The following is a 16,231-nucleotide window of genomic DNA, read 5'->3' as shown; positions in this document are numbered from 1 at the left end:
ATACTCAATGAAAATCAAAGAGCAAACTAGGAAGCTAGCCGCAGGCTGTACTTGAGTACGGCAAGGTGACGCTGACGTGGTTTGAATTTGATTTTCGAAGAGTATAAGCAGAATATAGATAGAAGGAGTAGGGAAACCCGCTCCCTCTTGTTTAGGCAATAGTTTGATTGTCAAATTATGACAGTATCGAACTATTACGTAAGCAAGAAACGATGGAGGCACTATGAAAACGCGTATTACAGAATTATTGAACATTGATTATCCTATCTTTCAAGGAGGAATGGCTTGGGTTGCTGATGGTGATTTGGCAGGGGCTGTTTCTAAAGCTGGAGGACTAGGGATTATCGGTGGGGGAAATGCCCCGAAAGAAGTTGTCAAGGCAAATATTGATAAGATCAAATCATTGACGGATAAACCCTTTGGTGTCAACATCATGCTCTTGTCTCCCTTTGTGGAAGATATTGTAGATCTCGTTATCGAGGAAGGTGTTAAGGTAGTGACAACAGGTGCAGGAAATCCTGGTAAATACATGGAACGTTTCCATGAAGCTGGGATAATCGTTATTCCTGTCGTTCCTAGTGTTGCTTTAGCTAAACGCATGGAAAAAATCGGTGCAGACGCTGTTATTGCAGAAGGAATGGAAGCTGGGGGGCATATCGGTAAATTAACAACCATGACCTTGGTGCGACAGGTAGCCACAGCTGTATCTATTCCTGTTATTGCTGCAGGAGGAATTGCGGATGGTGAAGGTGCTGCGGCTGGCTTTATGCTAGGTGCAGAGGCTGTACAGGTGGGGACACGGTTTGTAGTTGCAAAAGAGTCGAATGCCCATCCAAACTACAAGGAGAAAATTTTAAAAGCAAGGGATATTGATACTACGATTTCAGCTCAGCACTTTGGTCATGCTGTTCGTGCTATTAAAAATCAGTTGACTAGAGATTTTGAACTGGCTGAAAAAGATGCCTTTAAGCAGGAAGATCCTGATTTAGAAATCTTTGAACAAATGGGAGCAGGCGCCCTAGCCAAAGCAGTTGTTCACGGTGATGTGGATGGTGGCTCTGTCATGGCAGGTCAAATCGCAGGGCTTGTTTCTAAAGAAGAAACAGCTGAAGAAATCCTAAAAGATTTGTATTACGGAGCAGCTAAGAAAATTCAAGAAGAAGCCTCTCGCTGGGCAGGAGTTGTAAGAAATGACTAAAACAGCCTTTTTATTTGCTGGTCAAGGTGCCCAGTATCTAGGGGTGGGACGGGATCTCTATGATCACTACCCTATTGTCAAAGAAACGATTGATCGAGCGAGTCAGGTGCTCGGTTATGATTTGCGTTATCTCATCGATAGGGAAGAAGACAAACTCAATCAGACCCGCTATACGCAACCAGCCATTCTAGCGACTTCGGTTGCTATCTACCGTTTATTGCAAGAAAAGGGCTATCAGCCTGATATGGTTGCTGGTTTATCTCTTGGAGAATACTCTGCCTTGGTGGCAAGCGGCGCCTTGGATTTTGAAGATGCGGTTGCCTTGGTAGCTAAGCGTGGAGCCTATATGGAAGAAGCGGCTCCTGCTGACTCTGGTAAGATGGTAGCAGTTCTCAATACGCCAGTAGAGGTCATTGAAGAAGCCTGTCAAAAAGCTTCTGAACTTGGAGTGGTTACTCCAGCCAACTATAACACACCTGCACAAATCGTCATTGCTGGAGAAGTGGTTGCAGTTGATCGAGCGGTTGAACTTTTGCAAGAAGCAGGTGCCAAACGCTTGATTCCTCTCAAGGTGTCAGGTCCCTTTCACACCGCTCTCCTTGAACCTGCTAGCCAGAAACTAGCTGAAACTCTAGCTCAGGTAAGTTTTTCAGATTTTACTTGTCCCCTAGTCGGCAATACAGAAGCTGCTGTGATGCAAAAAGAGGACATTGCTCAGCTCTTGACGCGTCAGGTCAAGGAACCCGTTCGTTTCTATGAAAGTATTGGGGTCATGCAAGAAGCAGGCATAAGCAACTTTATCGAGATTGGACCGGGGAAAGTCTTGTCAGGTTTTGTTAAAAAAATTGATCAAACTGCTCACTTAGCTCATGTGGAAGATCAAGCGAGTTTAGTAGCACTTTTAGAAAAATAGACTAAAATAAGTAGAAGTTTTGAAAGGAAAAAAATGAAACTAGAACATAAAAATATCTTTATTACAGGTTCGAGTCGTGGAATTGGTCTTGCCATCGCCCACAAATTTGCTCAAGCAGGAGCCAACATTGTCTTAAACAGTCGTGGGGCAATCTCAGAAGAATTGCTCGCTGAGTTTTCAAACTATGGTATCAAGGTGGTTCCCATTTCAGGAGATGTATCAGATTTTGCAGACGCTAAGCGTATGATTAATCAAGCTATTGCAGAACTGGGTTCAGTAGATGTTTTGGTCAACAATGCAGGGATCACCCAAGATACTCTTATGCTCAAGATGACAGAAGCAGATTTTGAAAAAGTGCTCAAGGTCAATCTGACTGGTGCCTTTAATATGACACAATCAGTCTTGAAACCGATGATGAAAGCCAGAGAAGGTGCTATCATTAATATGTCTAGTGTTGTTGGTTTGATGGGGAATATTGGTCAAGCTAACTATGCTGCTTCTAAGGCTGGCTTGATTGGCTTTACCAAGTCTGTGGCACGCGAGGTCGCTAGTCGGAATATACGAGTCAATGTGATTGCTCCAGGAATGATTGAGTCTGATATGACCGCTATCTTATCAGATAAGATTAAGGAAGCTACACTAGCTCAGATTCCGATGAAAGAATTTGGGCAGGCAGAGCAGGTTGCAGATTTGACAGTATTTTTAGCAGGCCAAGATTATCTAACTGGTCAAGTGGTTGCCATTGATGGTGGCTTAAGTATGTAGCGAAAGCTAGAGGTGAAAAGAATGAAACTAAATCGAGTAGTGGTAACAGGTTATGGAGTAACATCTCCAATCGGAAATACACCAGAAGAATTTTGGAATAGTTTAGCAACTGGGAAAATCGGCATTGGTGGCATTACAAAATTTGATCATAGTGACTTTGATGTGCATAATGCGGCAGAAATCCAAGATTTTCCGTTCGATAAATACTTTGTAAAAAAAGATACCAACCGTTTTGATAACTATTCTTTATATGCCTTGTATGCAGCCCAAGAGGCTGTAAATCATGCCAATCTTGATGTAGAGGCTCTTAATAGGGATCGTTTTGGTGTTATCGTTGCATCTGGTATTGGTGGAATCAAGGAAATTGAAGATCAGGTACTTCGCCTTCATGAAAAAGGACCCAAACGTGTCAAACCAATGACTCTTCCAAAAGCTTTACCAAATATGGCTTCTGGGAATGTAGCCATGCGTTTTGGTGCAAACGGTGTTTGTAAATCTATCAATACTGCCTGCTCTTCATCAAATGATGCGATTGGGGATGCCTTCCGCTCCATTAAGTTTGGTTTCCAAGATGTGATGTTGGTGGGAGGAACAGAAGCTTCTATTACACCTTTTGCCATCGCTGGTTTCCAAGCCTTAACAGCTCTCTCTACTACAGAGGATCCAACTCGTGCTTCGATCCCATTTGATAAGGATCGCAATGGGTTTGTTATGGGTGAAGGTTCAGGGATGTTGGTTCTAGAAAGTCTTGAACACGCTGAAAAACGTGGAGCTACTATCCTGGCTGAAGTGGTTGGTTACGGAAATACTTGTGATGCCTACCACATGACTTCTCCACATCCAGAAGGTCAGGGAGCTATCAAGGCCATCAAACTAGCCTTGGAAGAAGCTGAGATTTCTCCAGAGCAAGTAGCCTATGTCAATGCTCACGGAACGTCAACTCCTGCCAATGAAAAAGGAGAAAGTGGTGCTATCGTAGCTGTTCTTGGTAAGGAAGTACCTGTATCATCAACCAAGTCTTTTACAGGACATTTGCTGGGGGCTGCGGGTGCAGTAGAAGCTATCGTCACCATCGAAGCTATGCGTCATAACTTTGTACCAATGACAGCTGGGACAAGTGAAGTATCAGATTATATCGAAGCTAATGTCGTTTATGGACAAGGCTTGGAGAAAGAAATTCCATACGCTATTTCAAATACTTTTGGTTTTGGAGGCCACAATGCAGTTCTTGCTTTCAAACGTTGGGAGAATAGATAAGTATGAATTTAAACGATATTAAAGACTTGATGACTCAATTTGACCAGTCAAGTTTGAGAGAATTTTCTTATAAAAATGGGACGGATGAGTTGCAGTTTAGCAAGAATGAAGCGAGATCTGTGCCTGAAGTTGCAACTCAAGTCGCTCCAGCACCCGTTCTAGCAACACCGAGTCCAGTAGCTCCTACATCTGCTCCAGCAGAGACTGTAGCAGAAGAAGTTCCAGCTCCAGCTGAAGCAAGTGTGGCTACTGAGGGAAATCTTGTAGAGAGTCCACTTGTTGGAGTGGTTTACTTGGCTGCTGGACCAGATAAACCTGCCTTCGTTACAGTTGGTGATAGTGTCAAAAAAGGTCAAACATTGGTCATTATCGAAGCCATGAAAGTCATGAATGAAATCCCAGCTCCTAAGGATGGTGTGGTAACGGAAATTCTCGTCTCTAACGAAGAAATGGTTGAGTTTGGTAAAGGATTGGTATGTATCAAATGATCGATATTCAAGGAATCAAAGAAGCCCTTCCCCACCGTTATCCTATGCTTCTAGTGGACCGTGTCTTGGAAGTGAGCGAGGATACCATTGTTGCTATCAAAAATGTGACCATCAACGAGCCTTTCTTTAACGGTCATTTTCCTCAATACCCAGTTATGCCAGGTGTTCTGATTATGGAAGCCTTGGCGCAAACTGCTGGTGTGTTGGAGTTATCAAAACCTGAAAATAAAGGAAAACTGGTCTTTTACGCTGGTATGGACAAGGTTAAGTTCAAGAAGCAAGTTGTACCAGGCGACCAATTGGTTATGACAGCGACTTTTGTAAAACGTCGTGGCACCATAGCTGTGGTTGAAGCAAAGGCTGAAGTGGATGGCAAGCTTGCAGCCAGTGGTACCCTTACTTTTGCAATTGGGAACTAAGGAGGTTCTCCATGTTTCGAAAAATTTTAATTGCCAATCGTGGTGAAATTGCGGTTCGTATTATCCGTGCGGCACGTGAATTGGGGATTGCGACGGTAGCGGTTTATTCAACTGCTGATAAGGAAGCCCTCCATACGCTTTTAGCAGATGAAGCGGTTTGTATCGGCCCTGGCAAGGCTACAGAGTCTTATCTCAATATTAATGCGGTTCTATCAGCTGCAGTCTTGACTGAGGCAGAAGCTATTCACCCAGGTTTTGGATTTCTCAGTGAAAATTCCAAATTTGCAACCATGTGTGAAGAGGTGGGAATCAAGTTTATCGGTCCATCTGGCCATGTTATGGATATGATGGGGGATAAGATCAATGCGCGTGCTCAGATGATCAAAGCTGGTGTTCCAGTCATTCCAGGTTCGGATGGAGAAGTGCATAACTCTGAAGAAGCTTTGATTGTTGCTGAAAAAATTGGCTATCCTGTTATGCTCAAGGCTTCAGCAGGTGGAGGTGGTAAAGGGATTCGTAAGGTTGAAAAACCAGATGACCTCGTTTCTGCCTTTGAAACTGCCTCTAGTGAGGCCAAGGCCAATTATGGCAATGGTGCCATGTACATAGAACGGGTTATCTATCCAGCTCGGCACATTGAGGTTCAAATCCTAGGTGATGAGCATGGACATGTGATTCACTTGGGTGAACGGGATTGTTCTCTTCAAAGGAATAACCAAAAGGTTTTGGAAGAAAGTCCCTCGATTGCAATCGGAAAAACGCTGCGTCATGAAATAGGTGCTGCTGCTGTTCGAGCGGCAGAGTTTGTTGGCTATGAGAATGCAGGGACTATTGAGTTTCTTCTTGATGAAGCAAGTAGCAACTTCTACTTCATGGAAATGAATACTCGTGTTCAGGTGGAACATCCAGTAACAGAATTTGTTTCAGGTGTGGATATCGTTAAGGAACAGATTCGCATTGCGGCAGGTCAGCCCCTGTCTGTTAAGCAAGAAGATATTGTCCTACGCGGTCATGCCATCGAGTGTCGTATCAATGCAGAAAACCCAGCCTTTAACTTTGCTCCAAGTCCAGGTAAGATTACCAATCTCTATCTGCCAAGTGGTGGAGTTGGCTTGCGCGTGGATTCAGCAGTTTATCCAGGCTATACTATTCCGCCTTATTATGATAGTATGATTGCCAAAATCATCGTACACGGCGAAAATCGTTTTGACGCCTTGATGAAAATGCAACGTGCCCTCTATGAATTAGAGATTGAAGGAGTGCAGACCAATGCAGATTTCCAGCTTGACCTCATTTCAGATCGCAATGTCATTGCTGGGGATTATGATACTTCCTTCTTGATGGAAACCTTCTTACCTAAATATCAAGAAAAAGAATAAAATGACTTTAAGAGTTTAAACCGAAAAGGGGAATCAATGGCTCTATTTAGTAAAAAAGATAAGTATATTCGAATCAATCCCAATCGTTCGGTTAGGGAAAAACCTCAAGCTAAGCCAGAGGTTCCAGATGAATTATTTTCCCAGTGTCCAGGCTGTAAGCATACCATTTATCAGAAGGATCTGGGAAGTGAGCGTATCTGTCCGCACTGTAGCTATACCTTTCGTATTTCTGCCCAAGAACGCTTGGCTTTGATGATTGATATGGGAACCTTCAAGGAATTGTTTACAGGGATTGAAAGCAAGGATCCCTTGCATTTCCCTGGTTATCAAAAGAAACTAGCAACTATGCGTGAAAAAACAGGTCTGGATGAAGCCGTTGTGACAGGAACAGCTCTTATAAAAGGTCAGACTGTGGCTCTTGGGATTATGGATTCTAACTTTATCATGGCTTCTATGGGTACGGTTGTAGGTGAAAAAATCACTCGTTTGTTTGAGTATGCGACTGTCGAAAAATTGCCAGTTGTCCTATTCACAGCCTCTGGTGGAGCCCGTATGCAGGAAGGAATCATGAGTCTCATGCAGATGGCTAAGATCTCTGCGGCGGTTAAACGCCATTCAAATGCTGGTCTCTTTTACCTGACCATTTTGACAGATCCAACGACTGGTGGTGTGACAGCTTCTTTCGCTATGGAAGGCGATATCATTCTGGCTGAACCACAGAGCTTGGTTGGTTTTGCTGGGCGTCGTGTGATTGAAAATACGGTTCGTGAAAGCTTGCCTGAGGATTTCCAAAAGGCAGAATTCCTATTAGAACATGGCTTTGTGGATGCTATTGTCAAAAGAAGAGACTTACCAGATATGATTGCTAGCCTAGTCAGATTGCATGGAGGGAGTCCTAGATGAATATTGCAAAAATAGTCAGAGAAGCGCGTGAGCAGAGTCGCTTGACAACCTTGGACTTTGCGACAGGCATTTTTGATGAATTTATCCAATTACATGGTGACCGTTCTTTTCGTGATGATGGTGCAGTTGTTGGTGGTATTGGTTGGCTTGGAGACCAAGCTGTAACAGTGGTTGGTATCCAAAAAGGCAAGAGTTTGCAAGACAACCTCAAACGGAATTTTGGCCAACCACATCCAGAAGGCTACCGAAAGGCACTGCGGTTGATGAAACAGGCTGAGAAATTTGGCCGTCCAGTTGTGACCTTTATCAATACAGCAGGTGCTTATCCTGGTGTCGGAGCGGAAGAACGTGGACAGGGAGAAGCTATTGCTCGCAATCTCATGGAAATGAGTGATTTGAAAGTTCCTATTATTGCCATCATTATCGGTGAAGGTGGTTCAGGTGGGGCTCTGGCTCTAGCCGTTGCGGACCGTGTTTGGATGCTGGAAAATTCTATCTATGCTATTCTCAGTCCAGAAGGCTTTGCTTCCATTTTATGGAAGGACGGAACTCGTGCCATGGAAGCAGCAGAACTGATGAAAATCACTTCCCATGAACTGTTAGAAATGGACGTGGTGGACAAGGTGATTTCTGAAGCAGGACTTTCTAGTAAAGAACTGATTAAGAGTGTCAAGAAAGAACTTCAAGCTGAGCTGGCTAGACTTTCACAAAAACCGCTAGAAGAGTTGCTGGAAGAACGCTATCAACGATTTAGAAAATACTAATACCTCAGAATACGCAAAAACTAGAACTGGCAGTTAGTTCTAGTTTTTATGTGGTTCTTACTCTGTATCAAGGACGAAGTAAAAGGTGCTTGGAAGACCAAACACCTTTTCGATTATTCATTTTTTTCTGTTACAAACTGGCTGAGCAGTCCGTTGATAAAGCGGGCTGATTTTTGATCTGAAAAATTCTTAGCGAGTTCAATAGCTTCATTGACTGCTACCAGCTGAGGTGTATCAAATGATGTGATTTCAAAGATACCCAAGCGTAGTAAGTTTTTTTCGACCAAAGTCAAACGTTCAACTGTCCAGCCTGACTTGAGGTGCTGGTTGATTTGTTTATCCAACTCTTCTTTTTGAGCTTGGATACCAGAAACCAAGTTTAGAAGAAAGGCTGGGATTTGCACATCTGCATCTTCACGGTCATGTGTGTAGGCAAAGCGACAAGCCGTTTCCATATCTGTACCGAATTCAAGGCTCATAAGAGCTTGAAAAGCGCATTTACGAAGTTCGCGTCTAGATTCTAATAATGGACTAGTCATTGAGGAAGTCCTCGTTAAATAGATCTTTCAACTCAGGTTTTGGTGTTTTATCTGGAACGATTCCTGTAACATGGATATTGACAGCAGAAAGTTCCACATCAGCCATATCATGGACAGCATCTTTGACCGCTTTTTGAATAGCAAGAGCCACTTTTGGTACTTTCACACCGTACTCAAGGTAGAGGTAGATGTCAGCAGTTAGTTCTTCATTGCTTTCTTTTAAGTAGACACCACGACCAAGAGAGAGTTTTGATAGGGTGTCAGATACGGATTTATTTGAAAATGAGTGGACACCCTCAACTTTAGCAGTTGCGATGGCAATAATTTTTTCAAGTACACGTGGAGCGATAACGATTTCGCCAAATTGTTCTTCAATTCCCATAGAATGACCTCTTTCTAGAGATTAGGCACGAGAAACGTAAGTTCCTTCTGCAGTGTTGATGATCAATTTTTGTCCAGCTTCGATGAAGTCAGGAACGTTGACAACAAGTCCAGTTTCCATAGTTGCTGGTTTACCAGAACCTGTAACAGTAGCACCTTTGATAGATGGTTGTGTTTCAGCAACTGTCAATTCAACAGTAGTTGGTACAGTTACACCGATTACTTCAGTTCCGTAGAATTGGATTTTCACATCAGAGTTTTCAAGGATGTAAAGCAACTCATTTTCAACATTTACGACTGGTATTTCGTATTGGTCGTAAGTTTCAGTGTTCATGAAGTAGGCAGTTTCATCCATTTTGTACAAGTATTGAGCTGGAACAGTTTCGATAATAGCTTGTTCGAATTTTTCTTCTGGACGGTAGCTTGTATCAAATGTAGAACCAGTACGGACATCACGCAATTTCATACGCATGATTGTGTTCCCTTTACCTGGTTTGTGGTGGCTAGCTTCCAAAACGCGGATCAATTTTCCGTCTGCAGTTTCAAATGTCATACCAGCTTTCAATTTGCTTGCTTCAATCATGTTTTTACCTCTTTAATAAATATTATTACTCTTCATTTTACCATAAAATCTTCTGGAAATAAAGCCAAAATAGTTATTGGGAGATGGTAGGGGAGAAAAAACCAACCTCAAGGCTGGTTTCTTTTACATATTAATCTTCTTTCAACTTCGCCAATTCCTGTGCAAGTAGTTTAAGGGCAACTTGTGGGTTGGCTTGGCCTTTGGTTGCCTTCATAAGGAATCCTGTAAAGGCCTTGTCGGCGTTACGTTTGCCTGACTTGAAGTCGGCAACAGCAGCTTCGTTATCGGCAAAGACTTGGTGGATGATTGGGATCAAGATAGCTGGATCTGAAATTTGAACCATACCTGCTTTTTCCACGTATTCACGCGCGCCACCGCCATTTTTAGCTAGATGGACAAAGACTTTCTTGGCAATCTTAGATGAAATAGTACCGTCTTCGATGATGGCAATCATTTCAACCAAGTTTTCTGGTGTCAATTCGATTTGTTCCAGTGTTTTACCTTCAGCATTCAAGAACTGAGCGACTTCCCCTTGGAGCCAGTTAGAGACTTGTTTGGCATCACCACCTAGGGCAACAGCTTTTTCAAAGAAGTCAGAAGTGACTTTATTAGCAGTCAACTGACTAGCATCGTAGTCTGATAAACCAAGGTCAGATACATAACGCGCACGACGTTCTTTTGGAAACTCTGGCAACTCAGTCCGCATTTCCTCAATCCACTCGTCAGAAATTTCAAAGAGGGGTAGGTCTGGTTCTGGGAAGTAGCGGTAGTCAGCAGCCCCTTCCTTGACACGCATGAGGATGGTTGCTTTATTCGCTTCATCGTAACGGCGTGTTTCTTGGCGGATTTGACCACCTGAGCGAAGAATTTCAGCCTGGCGTTGGACTTCGTATTCAAGACCTTTACGAACGTTTGAGAAGGAGTTGAGGTTCTTCAATTCAGTCTTGGTACCGAATTTCTCTTGACCATAAGGACGAAGGGAGATGTTGGCATCCACACGCATCGAACCTTCCTCCATCTTAACGTCAGAAATGCCAGCGTACTGGATAACTTCCTTGAGGGCTGTCAGATAAGCATAGGCTTCTTCAGGAGAACGCATATCTGCCTCAGATACAATCTCAATCAAGGGAACCCCTTGGCGGTTGAGGTCAACATAAGAGTAGCCATCTGTACCATGGGTGTTTTTACCAGCGTCTTCCTCTAGGTGGGCACGTTCGATACCGATTTTCTTGGTCGTACCGTCTTCTAGTTCGACTTCAATCCAGCCATTATATCCGATTGGTTCATCAAATTGAGAAATTTGGTAGGCTTTGGGGTTATCAGGATAGAAGTAGCTCTTGCGGTCAAAGTGCATCTTTTTGTGGATGTCCATGTTGAGGGCAAGAGCAGCCTTGATTCCGGCATCGACAACCCCTTTATTGAGAACTGGCAGAACTCCTGGGAAAGACCAGTCAATCACGTTAGTGTTGGCATTTTGATCATTTCCGAAGTGGGCAGAAGTAGGTGAGAAGATTTTTGAATTGGTGTTGAGCTCTACGTGGACTTCAAGTCCGATGACTGTTTCAAAGTTCATTAGTTGTCACCTCCAAAAATCTCGGGTTGTTGTTTGTGGTAGTCTGTTGTTGCTTCAAAAGCAGCAGCAGCTTGGTAAATGGTTTCCTCAGAGTACTTGGGACCAATCAATTGGAGTCCGACAGGTAGACCTTGAGAGAATCCAGCAGGAATCGAAATTCCAGGAAGTCCTGCCAAGTTTACAGGTATGGTCAATAGGTCGGCTAAGTACATGGCAACTGGGTCATGGTTGAGAGAATTCAAGTCATAGGCAACACTTGGAGCAGTTGGACCCAAAATCAAATCATAATCCGCGAAGACTTTTTCGAAATCTTGAATGATAAGTGTACGGACCTGTCCAGCCTTCTTGTAGTAGGCATCGTAGTAACCTGATGAAAGACTGAAAGTACCCAGCATGATACGGCGCTTCACTTCTTCACCAAAACCTTGGCTACGGCTGTTTACATAGATTTCATCAAGATTAGTCGCATCTTCTGCGCGGTAGCCGTAACGGATACCGTCAAAACGTTGCAAGTTTGATGAAGCTTCTGATGAAGCGATGATGTAATAAACGGCAACACCGTATTTAGAGTGAGGAAGGCTGACTTCTTCGACGATAGCACCCAATTTTTCAAAGTGTTTGGCCGCGTTTAAGATTGTTTCCTTAACCTCTGGATCAATTCCTTCGCCTAGGTATTCCTTAGGCAAAGCAATTTTCATGCCCTTGATGTCTTGGCCGATTTTTGAAGTAAAGTCGGCGATGCGGACAGGAGCAGAAGTAGAGTCTTTAGCATCTTCGCTGGCAATAGCGTTGAGCAAGAGGGCATTTTCCTTAACAGTTGGTGCGAAAGGTCCGATTTGGTCTAATGAGCTACCGAAGGCAATGAGACCGAAACGAGAAACTGTTCCGTAGGTTGGTTTGAGACCAACGATCCCGTTGAAGGCAGCAGGTTGGCGGATGGAACCACCCGTATCAGAACCAAGTGACAAGGGGACTTGTCCTGAGGCTACAGCTGCAGCTGAACCACTTGATGAACCACCAGGAACCTTGCTGTGGTCCCAAGCATTTTTAGTTGCTCCGTAGTGAGAAGTCTCACCAGAACCACCCATGGCAAATTCGTCCATGTTAGTTTTTCCTACGACAATCATGCCCTTGGCTTTTGCATTAGCAACCGCAGTTGCATCAAAGATCGGCTCGTAGTTGTAGAGCATTTTTGAGGCAGCGGTTGTGAGAATACCGTCTGTAGAGATGTTATCCTTTACTGCAAGCGGAATTCCTGAAAGGACATTATCAGTGTCAATTCCAGCTTCATCAATGGCTTTAGCTTGAACAAGAGCTTGCTCTTCAGCGATGGTAACAAAAGCGTTGATAGCTGTCTCGCGAGACTTGATATCTTCAAGCGTAGCTTGTGTTAATTCTGTTGCAGAAATTTCCTTAGAGACAAGGAGATTGTGCAAGTCTTCAATGGTTTTATTGTTGAAAGTCATTAGGCATCTCCTCCATCGTCTAGGATAGCTGGTACCTTGATATAGTAGTTGTCTTTTTCAGGTACGTTTTTAAACAAGCGATCACGGTCTGTTCCTTCTTCAGCCACATCAGGGCGGAGTACGGTCTTGCGGTCAGCCATGGTCGTAGTAGGTGCGACACCAGTTGTGTCAACTTCGTCCAGCAATTCAACCATGTCAACAATTTTAGACAAGGTCGTTGCAAAGGCAGCAGTTTCTTCTTCAGAGAATTTTAATTTTGAAAGATTGGCAACGTGTGTTACCTCTTCTTGCGTAATTTTCATCTTACATCCTTTCGTGAAATGATGATTTTTAGTCTGTTCTATTTTACCATATTTTCCTATAAATAAGGGAGGGGGAAGTGAAAAGAAATAGAAATTGAAAAAAATGCTAAAATCCGATATAATGGAGTGTTGAAAGGAATGGTAAAATCCAATGTAAAAATCATTCTTAGCTATTGAAACAAGAAAAATAGAGAATCAAAGAAAGAGAACTTATGAATATTCAAGAAGAAATTAAGAAACGTCGTACCTTTGCCATCATCTCTCACCCAGACGCGGGGAAAACAACCATCACTGAGCAGTTGCTCTACTTTGGGGGCGAGATTCGTGAGGCTGGTACCGTAAAAGGAAAGAAAACAGGGACTTTTGCCAAGTCTGACTGGATGGATATCGAGAAGCAACGTGGGATTTCGGTTACTTCATCTGTGATGCAGTTTGACTACGATGGCAAGCGCGTGAATATCCTTGACACACCAGGGCATGAGGATTTCTCAGAAGATACCTATCGTACCTTGATGGCGGTGGATGCTGCGGTCATGGTCGTGGACTCTGCCAAGGGTATCGAGGCGCAGACAAAGAAATTGTTTGAAGTTGTCAAACACCGTGGTATTCCAGTCTTTACCTTTATGAACAAGCTAGACCGTGACGGTCGTGAGCCACTGGACCTCTTGCAAGAATTGGAAGAAGTCTTGGGTATTGCGAGCTATCCGATGAACTGGCCAATCGGGATGGGGAAAGCTTTTGAAGGGCTCTATGACCTCTATAACCAACGCTTGGAGCTCTATAAGGGGGATGAGCGTTTTGCCAGTTTAGAAGATGGGGACAAGCTTTTTAGCAGCAATCCTTTCTACGAGCAGGTAAAAGATGATATTGAACTTTTAAATGAAGCTGGAAATGAGTTTTCAGAGGAAGCTATCCTTGCTGGAGAATTGACACCTGTCTTCTTCGGTTCGGCTTTGACAAATTTTGGTGTGCAGACCTTCCTTGAGACTTTCCTTAAGTTTGCTCCAGAACCACATGGACACAAGAAAACAGATGGCGAAATTGTGGATCCTTACGACAAGGATTTTTCAGGATTTGTCTTTAAAATCCAAGCCAATATGGACCCTCGTCACCGTGACCGCATTGCCTTTGTCCGTATCGTATCTGGTGAATTTGAGCGCGGTATGAGTGTTAACCTGCCTCGTACTGGTAAGGGGGCTAAACTGTCGAATGTGACTCAGTTTATGGCGGAAAGTCGTGAGAATGTAACCAATGCCGTGGCAGGTGATATCATCGGGGTTTACGATACAGGTACTTATCAGGTTGGTGACACTTTGACAGTTGGAAAAAACAAGTTTGAGTTTGAACCGCTGCCAACCTTTACTCCTGAAATTTTCATGAAAGTATCTGCTAAGAACGTTATGAAACAAAAATCTTTCCACAAGGGAATCGAGCAATTGGTGCAAGAAGGAGCTATTCAGCTTTATAAGAATTACCAAACAGGCGAGTACATGCTGGGAGCTGTTGGTCAACTTCAGTTTGAAGTCTTTAAGCACCGTATGGAAGGCGAGTACAATGCAGAAGTGGTCATGAGCCCAATGGGTAAAAAGACCGTTCGTTGGATTAAACCTGAGGACTTGGATGAACGCATGTCATCAAGCCGCAATATCTTGGCTAAAGACCGTTTCGACCAATCAGTCTTTCTCTTTGAAAATGACTTTGCTCTCCGTTGGTTTGCGGACAAGTATCCAGATGTAGAGTTGGAAGAGAAGATGTGACTCAGTACCAACAATTGGAACTAAAGTTCCTAATTGTTGGACGCTAGTCGCTATTTGGCGAACTAGCTAATTGCCTCACTAACTGAGTTTTACAAATGGAATTGATTTGTAAAACTCAGTGTCGTAGTTCAGTAAATTTATTTGATTGTGTAACAATCTAAGTAACTAACGAGTCTGGGACAAAAGTCTAACCTTAAATATAAAAAGCGAACAAAACAAGTTATCTGACACTCAGAATTCTGTTTTGTTTGCTTTTTTGTCTAATCTATCGATTTTAAAAACTTATAATAAAGAATTCATAAAATCAAAATCTTTTTGTCCCAGACTCTAGGCGCTCCACTAGTAAAGTTTTACGAATAATATCGATTCGTAAAACTTTACGTCGTAACTGGTAGTGAGCGGTCTAGCTAACTGCCTCACTAACTACGTTTGGCAAATAGAATCGATTGGTCAAACTACGTGTCGTAGTATAACAATCGGCTTACCTAAACGCTTCACTAGGAAAAATCCACGAATAATATTGATTCGTGGATTTTTCCGTTGTAGCAGAAAGTAGGTAGCCTAGCTAACTGCCTTACTAACTACGTTTGGCAAATGAAATCGATTTGTAAAACTCCGTGTCGTAATGTAAAAATTGTAAACCGTAATGGGACTTCATCTAAAATCTCCACTGGTATGGTTTTACGAACGAATAGGCGAAAATAATGGTTACGTAGAAACATATGATGGGAATAAAAAGAAATGAGATAAAGAGTGAAAGAAGAGAAAAAAGCGATTGTCTTAGGTGCAGATAATGCTTATATGGATAAAGTTGAAACAACAATAAAATCTCTTTGTGTTCATCTATTATAATCTTAAGTTTTATGTTTTTAATGATGACCTTCCGCGAGAATGGTTCCAATTGATGGAAAAAAGACTAGAGACTTTGAATAGTGAGATTGTGAATGTTTAGATTGACAGTAGTATTCTGAAAGGTTATCGTCTCCCCTTTGAGGGACTTTCATATGCGGCTTTTTTAGGTATTTTATTCCAAAGTATGTAAGCGAGTCTCGTGTACTGTATTTGGATTTAGATATTGTTGTAAGAAAATCGATAGATGAGCTGTGGGATTTGGACTTGACGGATATACCCTTAGCTGCAGTTAGAGATGATTTTTATACACATAATTTTAATTCTGGTGTTCTGTTAATCAACAATGGTATGTGGAGAGCAGAAAATGTCACGCAAGACCTGATTTAAGACACAAATAAAAAATCTTCCAATTCTCTGTTTCCGTGTCTGAAGGTTTCTTTTCCTTTCTGTTGATAGACTAGTAGCAGACGATTGATTTGTCTTTCAGAAAGATTAAGTTCGACACAGGCTTGTTTCTTTGTTTTCTTTCCTTGGGCAATAGCTGTTATAGTCATTTAGTTTTAAAAAGCGTTCCAAACATTCAAAAATAGTTGGGACTTCCCTTAATAAATCTGTTACTTTCTTTTTCAAGATAGCCCAAGCTTACTCAATAGGATTCAAATCTGGTGAATAAGGCGGTAGAGGTAAGAAAA

Annotated in this window: 18 protein-coding genes and 2 pseudogenes; 12 read left to right on the top strand and 8 right to left on the bottom strand. The window is 42.7% G+C overall.

Annotated features, from left to right (window positions below):
• Positions 1 to 223: 223 nt before the first annotated feature.
• Genes fabK through HT691_RS07435 form a run of 9 tightly spaced genes read left to right on the top strand, consistent with a single transcriptional unit; the run spans position 224 to position 8,086 of the window.
• Complete coding sequence (fabK, locus tag HT691_RS07475; protein WP_023936336.1) at positions 224 to 1,198, top strand: enoyl-[acyl-carrier-protein] reductase FabK; 975 nt, start codon at positions 224 to 226, stop codon at positions 1,196 to 1,198.
• Positions 1,191 to 2,111, top strand: a complete 921-nt coding sequence (gene fabD / locus HT691_RS07470; RefSeq protein WP_023933124.1) for an ACP S-malonyltransferase — start codon at positions 1,191 to 1,193, stop codon at positions 2,109 to 2,111. The genes fabK and fabD overlap by 8 nt, the downstream gene beginning before the upstream one ends.
• Before the next feature lie 33 nt (positions 2,112 to 2,144).
• Positions 2,145 to 2,876, top strand: a complete 732-nt coding sequence (gene fabG / locus HT691_RS07465; protein WP_023933126.1) for a 3-oxoacyl-[acyl-carrier-protein] reductase — start codon at positions 2,145 to 2,147, stop codon at positions 2,874 to 2,876.
• A gap of 21 nt (positions 2,877 to 2,897) precedes the next feature.
• The gene (fabF, locus tag HT691_RS07460; RefSeq protein ID WP_000774063.1) at positions 2,898 to 4,133 is read left to right on the top strand and encodes a beta-ketoacyl-ACP synthase II; all 1,236 of its coding nucleotides are present in this window, start codon (positions 2,898 to 2,900) and stop codon (positions 4,131 to 4,133) included.
• A gap of 2 nt (positions 4,134 to 4,135) precedes the next feature.
• Positions 4,136 to 4,621, top strand: a complete 486-nt coding sequence (gene accB / locus HT691_RS07455; protein WP_023936338.1) for an acetyl-CoA carboxylase biotin carboxyl carrier protein — start codon at positions 4,136 to 4,138, stop codon at positions 4,619 to 4,621.
• A complete protein-coding gene (gene fabZ, locus HT691_RS07450; protein WP_000565515.1) occupies positions 4,618 to 5,040 on the top strand; it encodes a 3-hydroxyacyl-ACP dehydratase FabZ in 423 nt (140 codons plus the stop codon). The genes accB and fabZ overlap by 4 nt, the downstream gene beginning before the upstream one ends.
• A gap of 11 nt (positions 5,041 to 5,051) precedes the next feature.
• Complete coding sequence (accC, locus tag HT691_RS07445) at positions 5,052 to 6,419, top strand: acetyl-CoA carboxylase biotin carboxylase subunit (RefSeq protein WP_023933130.1); 1,368 nt, start codon at positions 5,052 to 5,054, stop codon at positions 6,417 to 6,419.
• Between the two features lie 36 nt (positions 6,420 to 6,455).
• Positions 6,456 to 7,322, top strand: coding sequence for an acetyl-CoA carboxylase, carboxyltransferase subunit beta (accD, locus tag HT691_RS07440; protein WP_023933131.1), 867 nt, complete (start codon positions 6,456 to 6,458; stop codon positions 7,320 to 7,322).
• The gene (locus HT691_RS07435; RefSeq protein WP_001017397.1) at positions 7,319 to 8,086 is read left to right on the top strand and encodes an acetyl-CoA carboxylase carboxyl transferase subunit alpha; all 768 of its coding nucleotides are present in this window, start codon (positions 7,319 to 7,321) and stop codon (positions 8,084 to 8,086) included. The genes accD and HT691_RS07435 overlap by 4 nt, the downstream gene beginning before the upstream one ends.
• A gap of 113 nt (positions 8,087 to 8,199) precedes the next feature.
• Here the strand turns inward: HT691_RS07435 and nusB are convergent, their stop codons facing one another.
• The 6 genes from nusB to gatC all read right to left on the bottom strand — a co-directional run bounded on the left by nusB (position 8,200) and on the right by gatC (position 12,930).
• The gene (gene nusB, locus HT691_RS07430; protein ID WP_054393240.1) at positions 8,200 to 8,625 is read right to left on the bottom strand and encodes a transcription antitermination factor NusB; all 426 of its coding nucleotides are present in this window, start codon (positions 8,623 to 8,625) and stop codon (positions 8,200 to 8,202) included.
• Positions 8,618 to 9,007, bottom strand: a complete 390-nt coding sequence (locus HT691_RS07425) for an Asp23/Gls24 family envelope stress response protein (protein ID WP_000510576.1) — start codon at positions 9,005 to 9,007, stop codon at positions 8,618 to 8,620. The genes nusB and HT691_RS07425 overlap by 8 nt, the downstream gene beginning before the upstream one ends.
• Before the next feature lie 21 nt (positions 9,008 to 9,028).
• A complete protein-coding gene (efp, locus tag HT691_RS07420; RefSeq protein WP_000568643.1) occupies positions 9,029 to 9,589 on the bottom strand; it encodes an elongation factor P in 561 nt (186 codons plus the stop codon).
• 130 nt (positions 9,590 to 9,719) lie between these two features.
• Positions 9,720 to 11,162 (bottom strand): Asp-tRNA(Asn)/Glu-tRNA(Gln) amidotransferase subunit GatB, encoded by a 1,443-nt coding sequence (gene gatB, locus HT691_RS07415; RefSeq protein ID WP_001008685.1) that lies wholly within the window; start codon positions 11,160 to 11,162, stop codon positions 9,720 to 9,722.
• Entirely contained in the window at positions 11,162 to 12,628 is a 1,467-nt protein-coding gene (gene gatA / locus HT691_RS07410; RefSeq protein WP_000143715.1) for an Asp-tRNA(Asn)/Glu-tRNA(Gln) amidotransferase subunit GatA, read from the bottom strand. The genes gatB and gatA overlap by 1 nt, the downstream gene beginning before the upstream one ends.
• Positions 12,628 to 12,930 carry an Asp-tRNA(Asn)/Glu-tRNA(Gln) amidotransferase subunit GatC gene (gene gatC / locus HT691_RS07405; protein WP_000705410.1) on the bottom strand — a complete coding sequence of 101 codons (303 nt, stop codon included), beginning with the start codon at positions 12,928 to 12,930 and terminating at the stop codon, positions 12,628 to 12,630. The genes gatA and gatC overlap by 1 nt, the downstream gene beginning before the upstream one ends.
• Positions 12,931 to 13,142: 212 nt before the next feature.
• On the opposite strand from gatC, the gene HT691_RS07400 reads away from it, so the two are divergent.
• The 3 genes from HT691_RS07400 to HT691_RS11670 all read left to right on the top strand — a co-directional run bounded on the left by HT691_RS07400 (position 13,143) and on the right by HT691_RS11670 (position 15,926).
• Positions 13,143 to 14,687, top strand: a complete 1,545-nt coding sequence (locus HT691_RS07400; protein WP_001025442.1) for a peptide chain release factor 3 — start codon at positions 13,143 to 13,145, stop codon at positions 14,685 to 14,687.
• A gap of 753 nt (positions 14,688 to 15,440) precedes the next feature.
• Complete coding sequence (locus tag HT691_RS11675) at positions 15,441 to 15,539, top strand: hypothetical protein (protein WP_001810144.1); 99 nt, start codon at positions 15,441 to 15,443, stop codon at positions 15,537 to 15,539.
• A 150-nt stretch (positions 15,540 to 15,689) separates the two neighbouring features.
• Positions 15,690 to 15,926 carry a glycosyltransferase gene (locus tag HT691_RS11670; protein WP_255209663.1) on the top strand — a complete coding sequence of 79 codons (237 nt, stop codon included), beginning with the start codon at positions 15,690 to 15,692 and terminating at the stop codon, positions 15,924 to 15,926.
• A gap of 26 nt (positions 15,927 to 15,952) precedes the next feature.
• On the opposite strand, the pseudogene HT691_RS07385 reads toward HT691_RS11670, so the two are convergent.
• Positions 15,953 to 16,093, bottom strand: a pseudogene (locus HT691_RS07385) (helix-turn-helix domain-containing protein); the annotation flags it as partial.
• Between the two features lie 4 nt (positions 16,094 to 16,097).
• Positions 16,098 to 16,231, bottom strand: a pseudogene (locus HT691_RS11345) (transposase); the annotation flags it as partial.

Source organism: Streptococcus sp. 477 (genome assembly GCF_013277295.1).
GTDB classification, from domain to species: Bacteria; Bacillota; Bacilli; order Lactobacillales; family Streptococcaceae; genus Streptococcus; species Streptococcus pseudopneumoniae.
The sequence above is the reverse complement of the archived record's forward strand: the minus strand, read 5'-3'. Positions and strand labels throughout refer to the sequence as shown.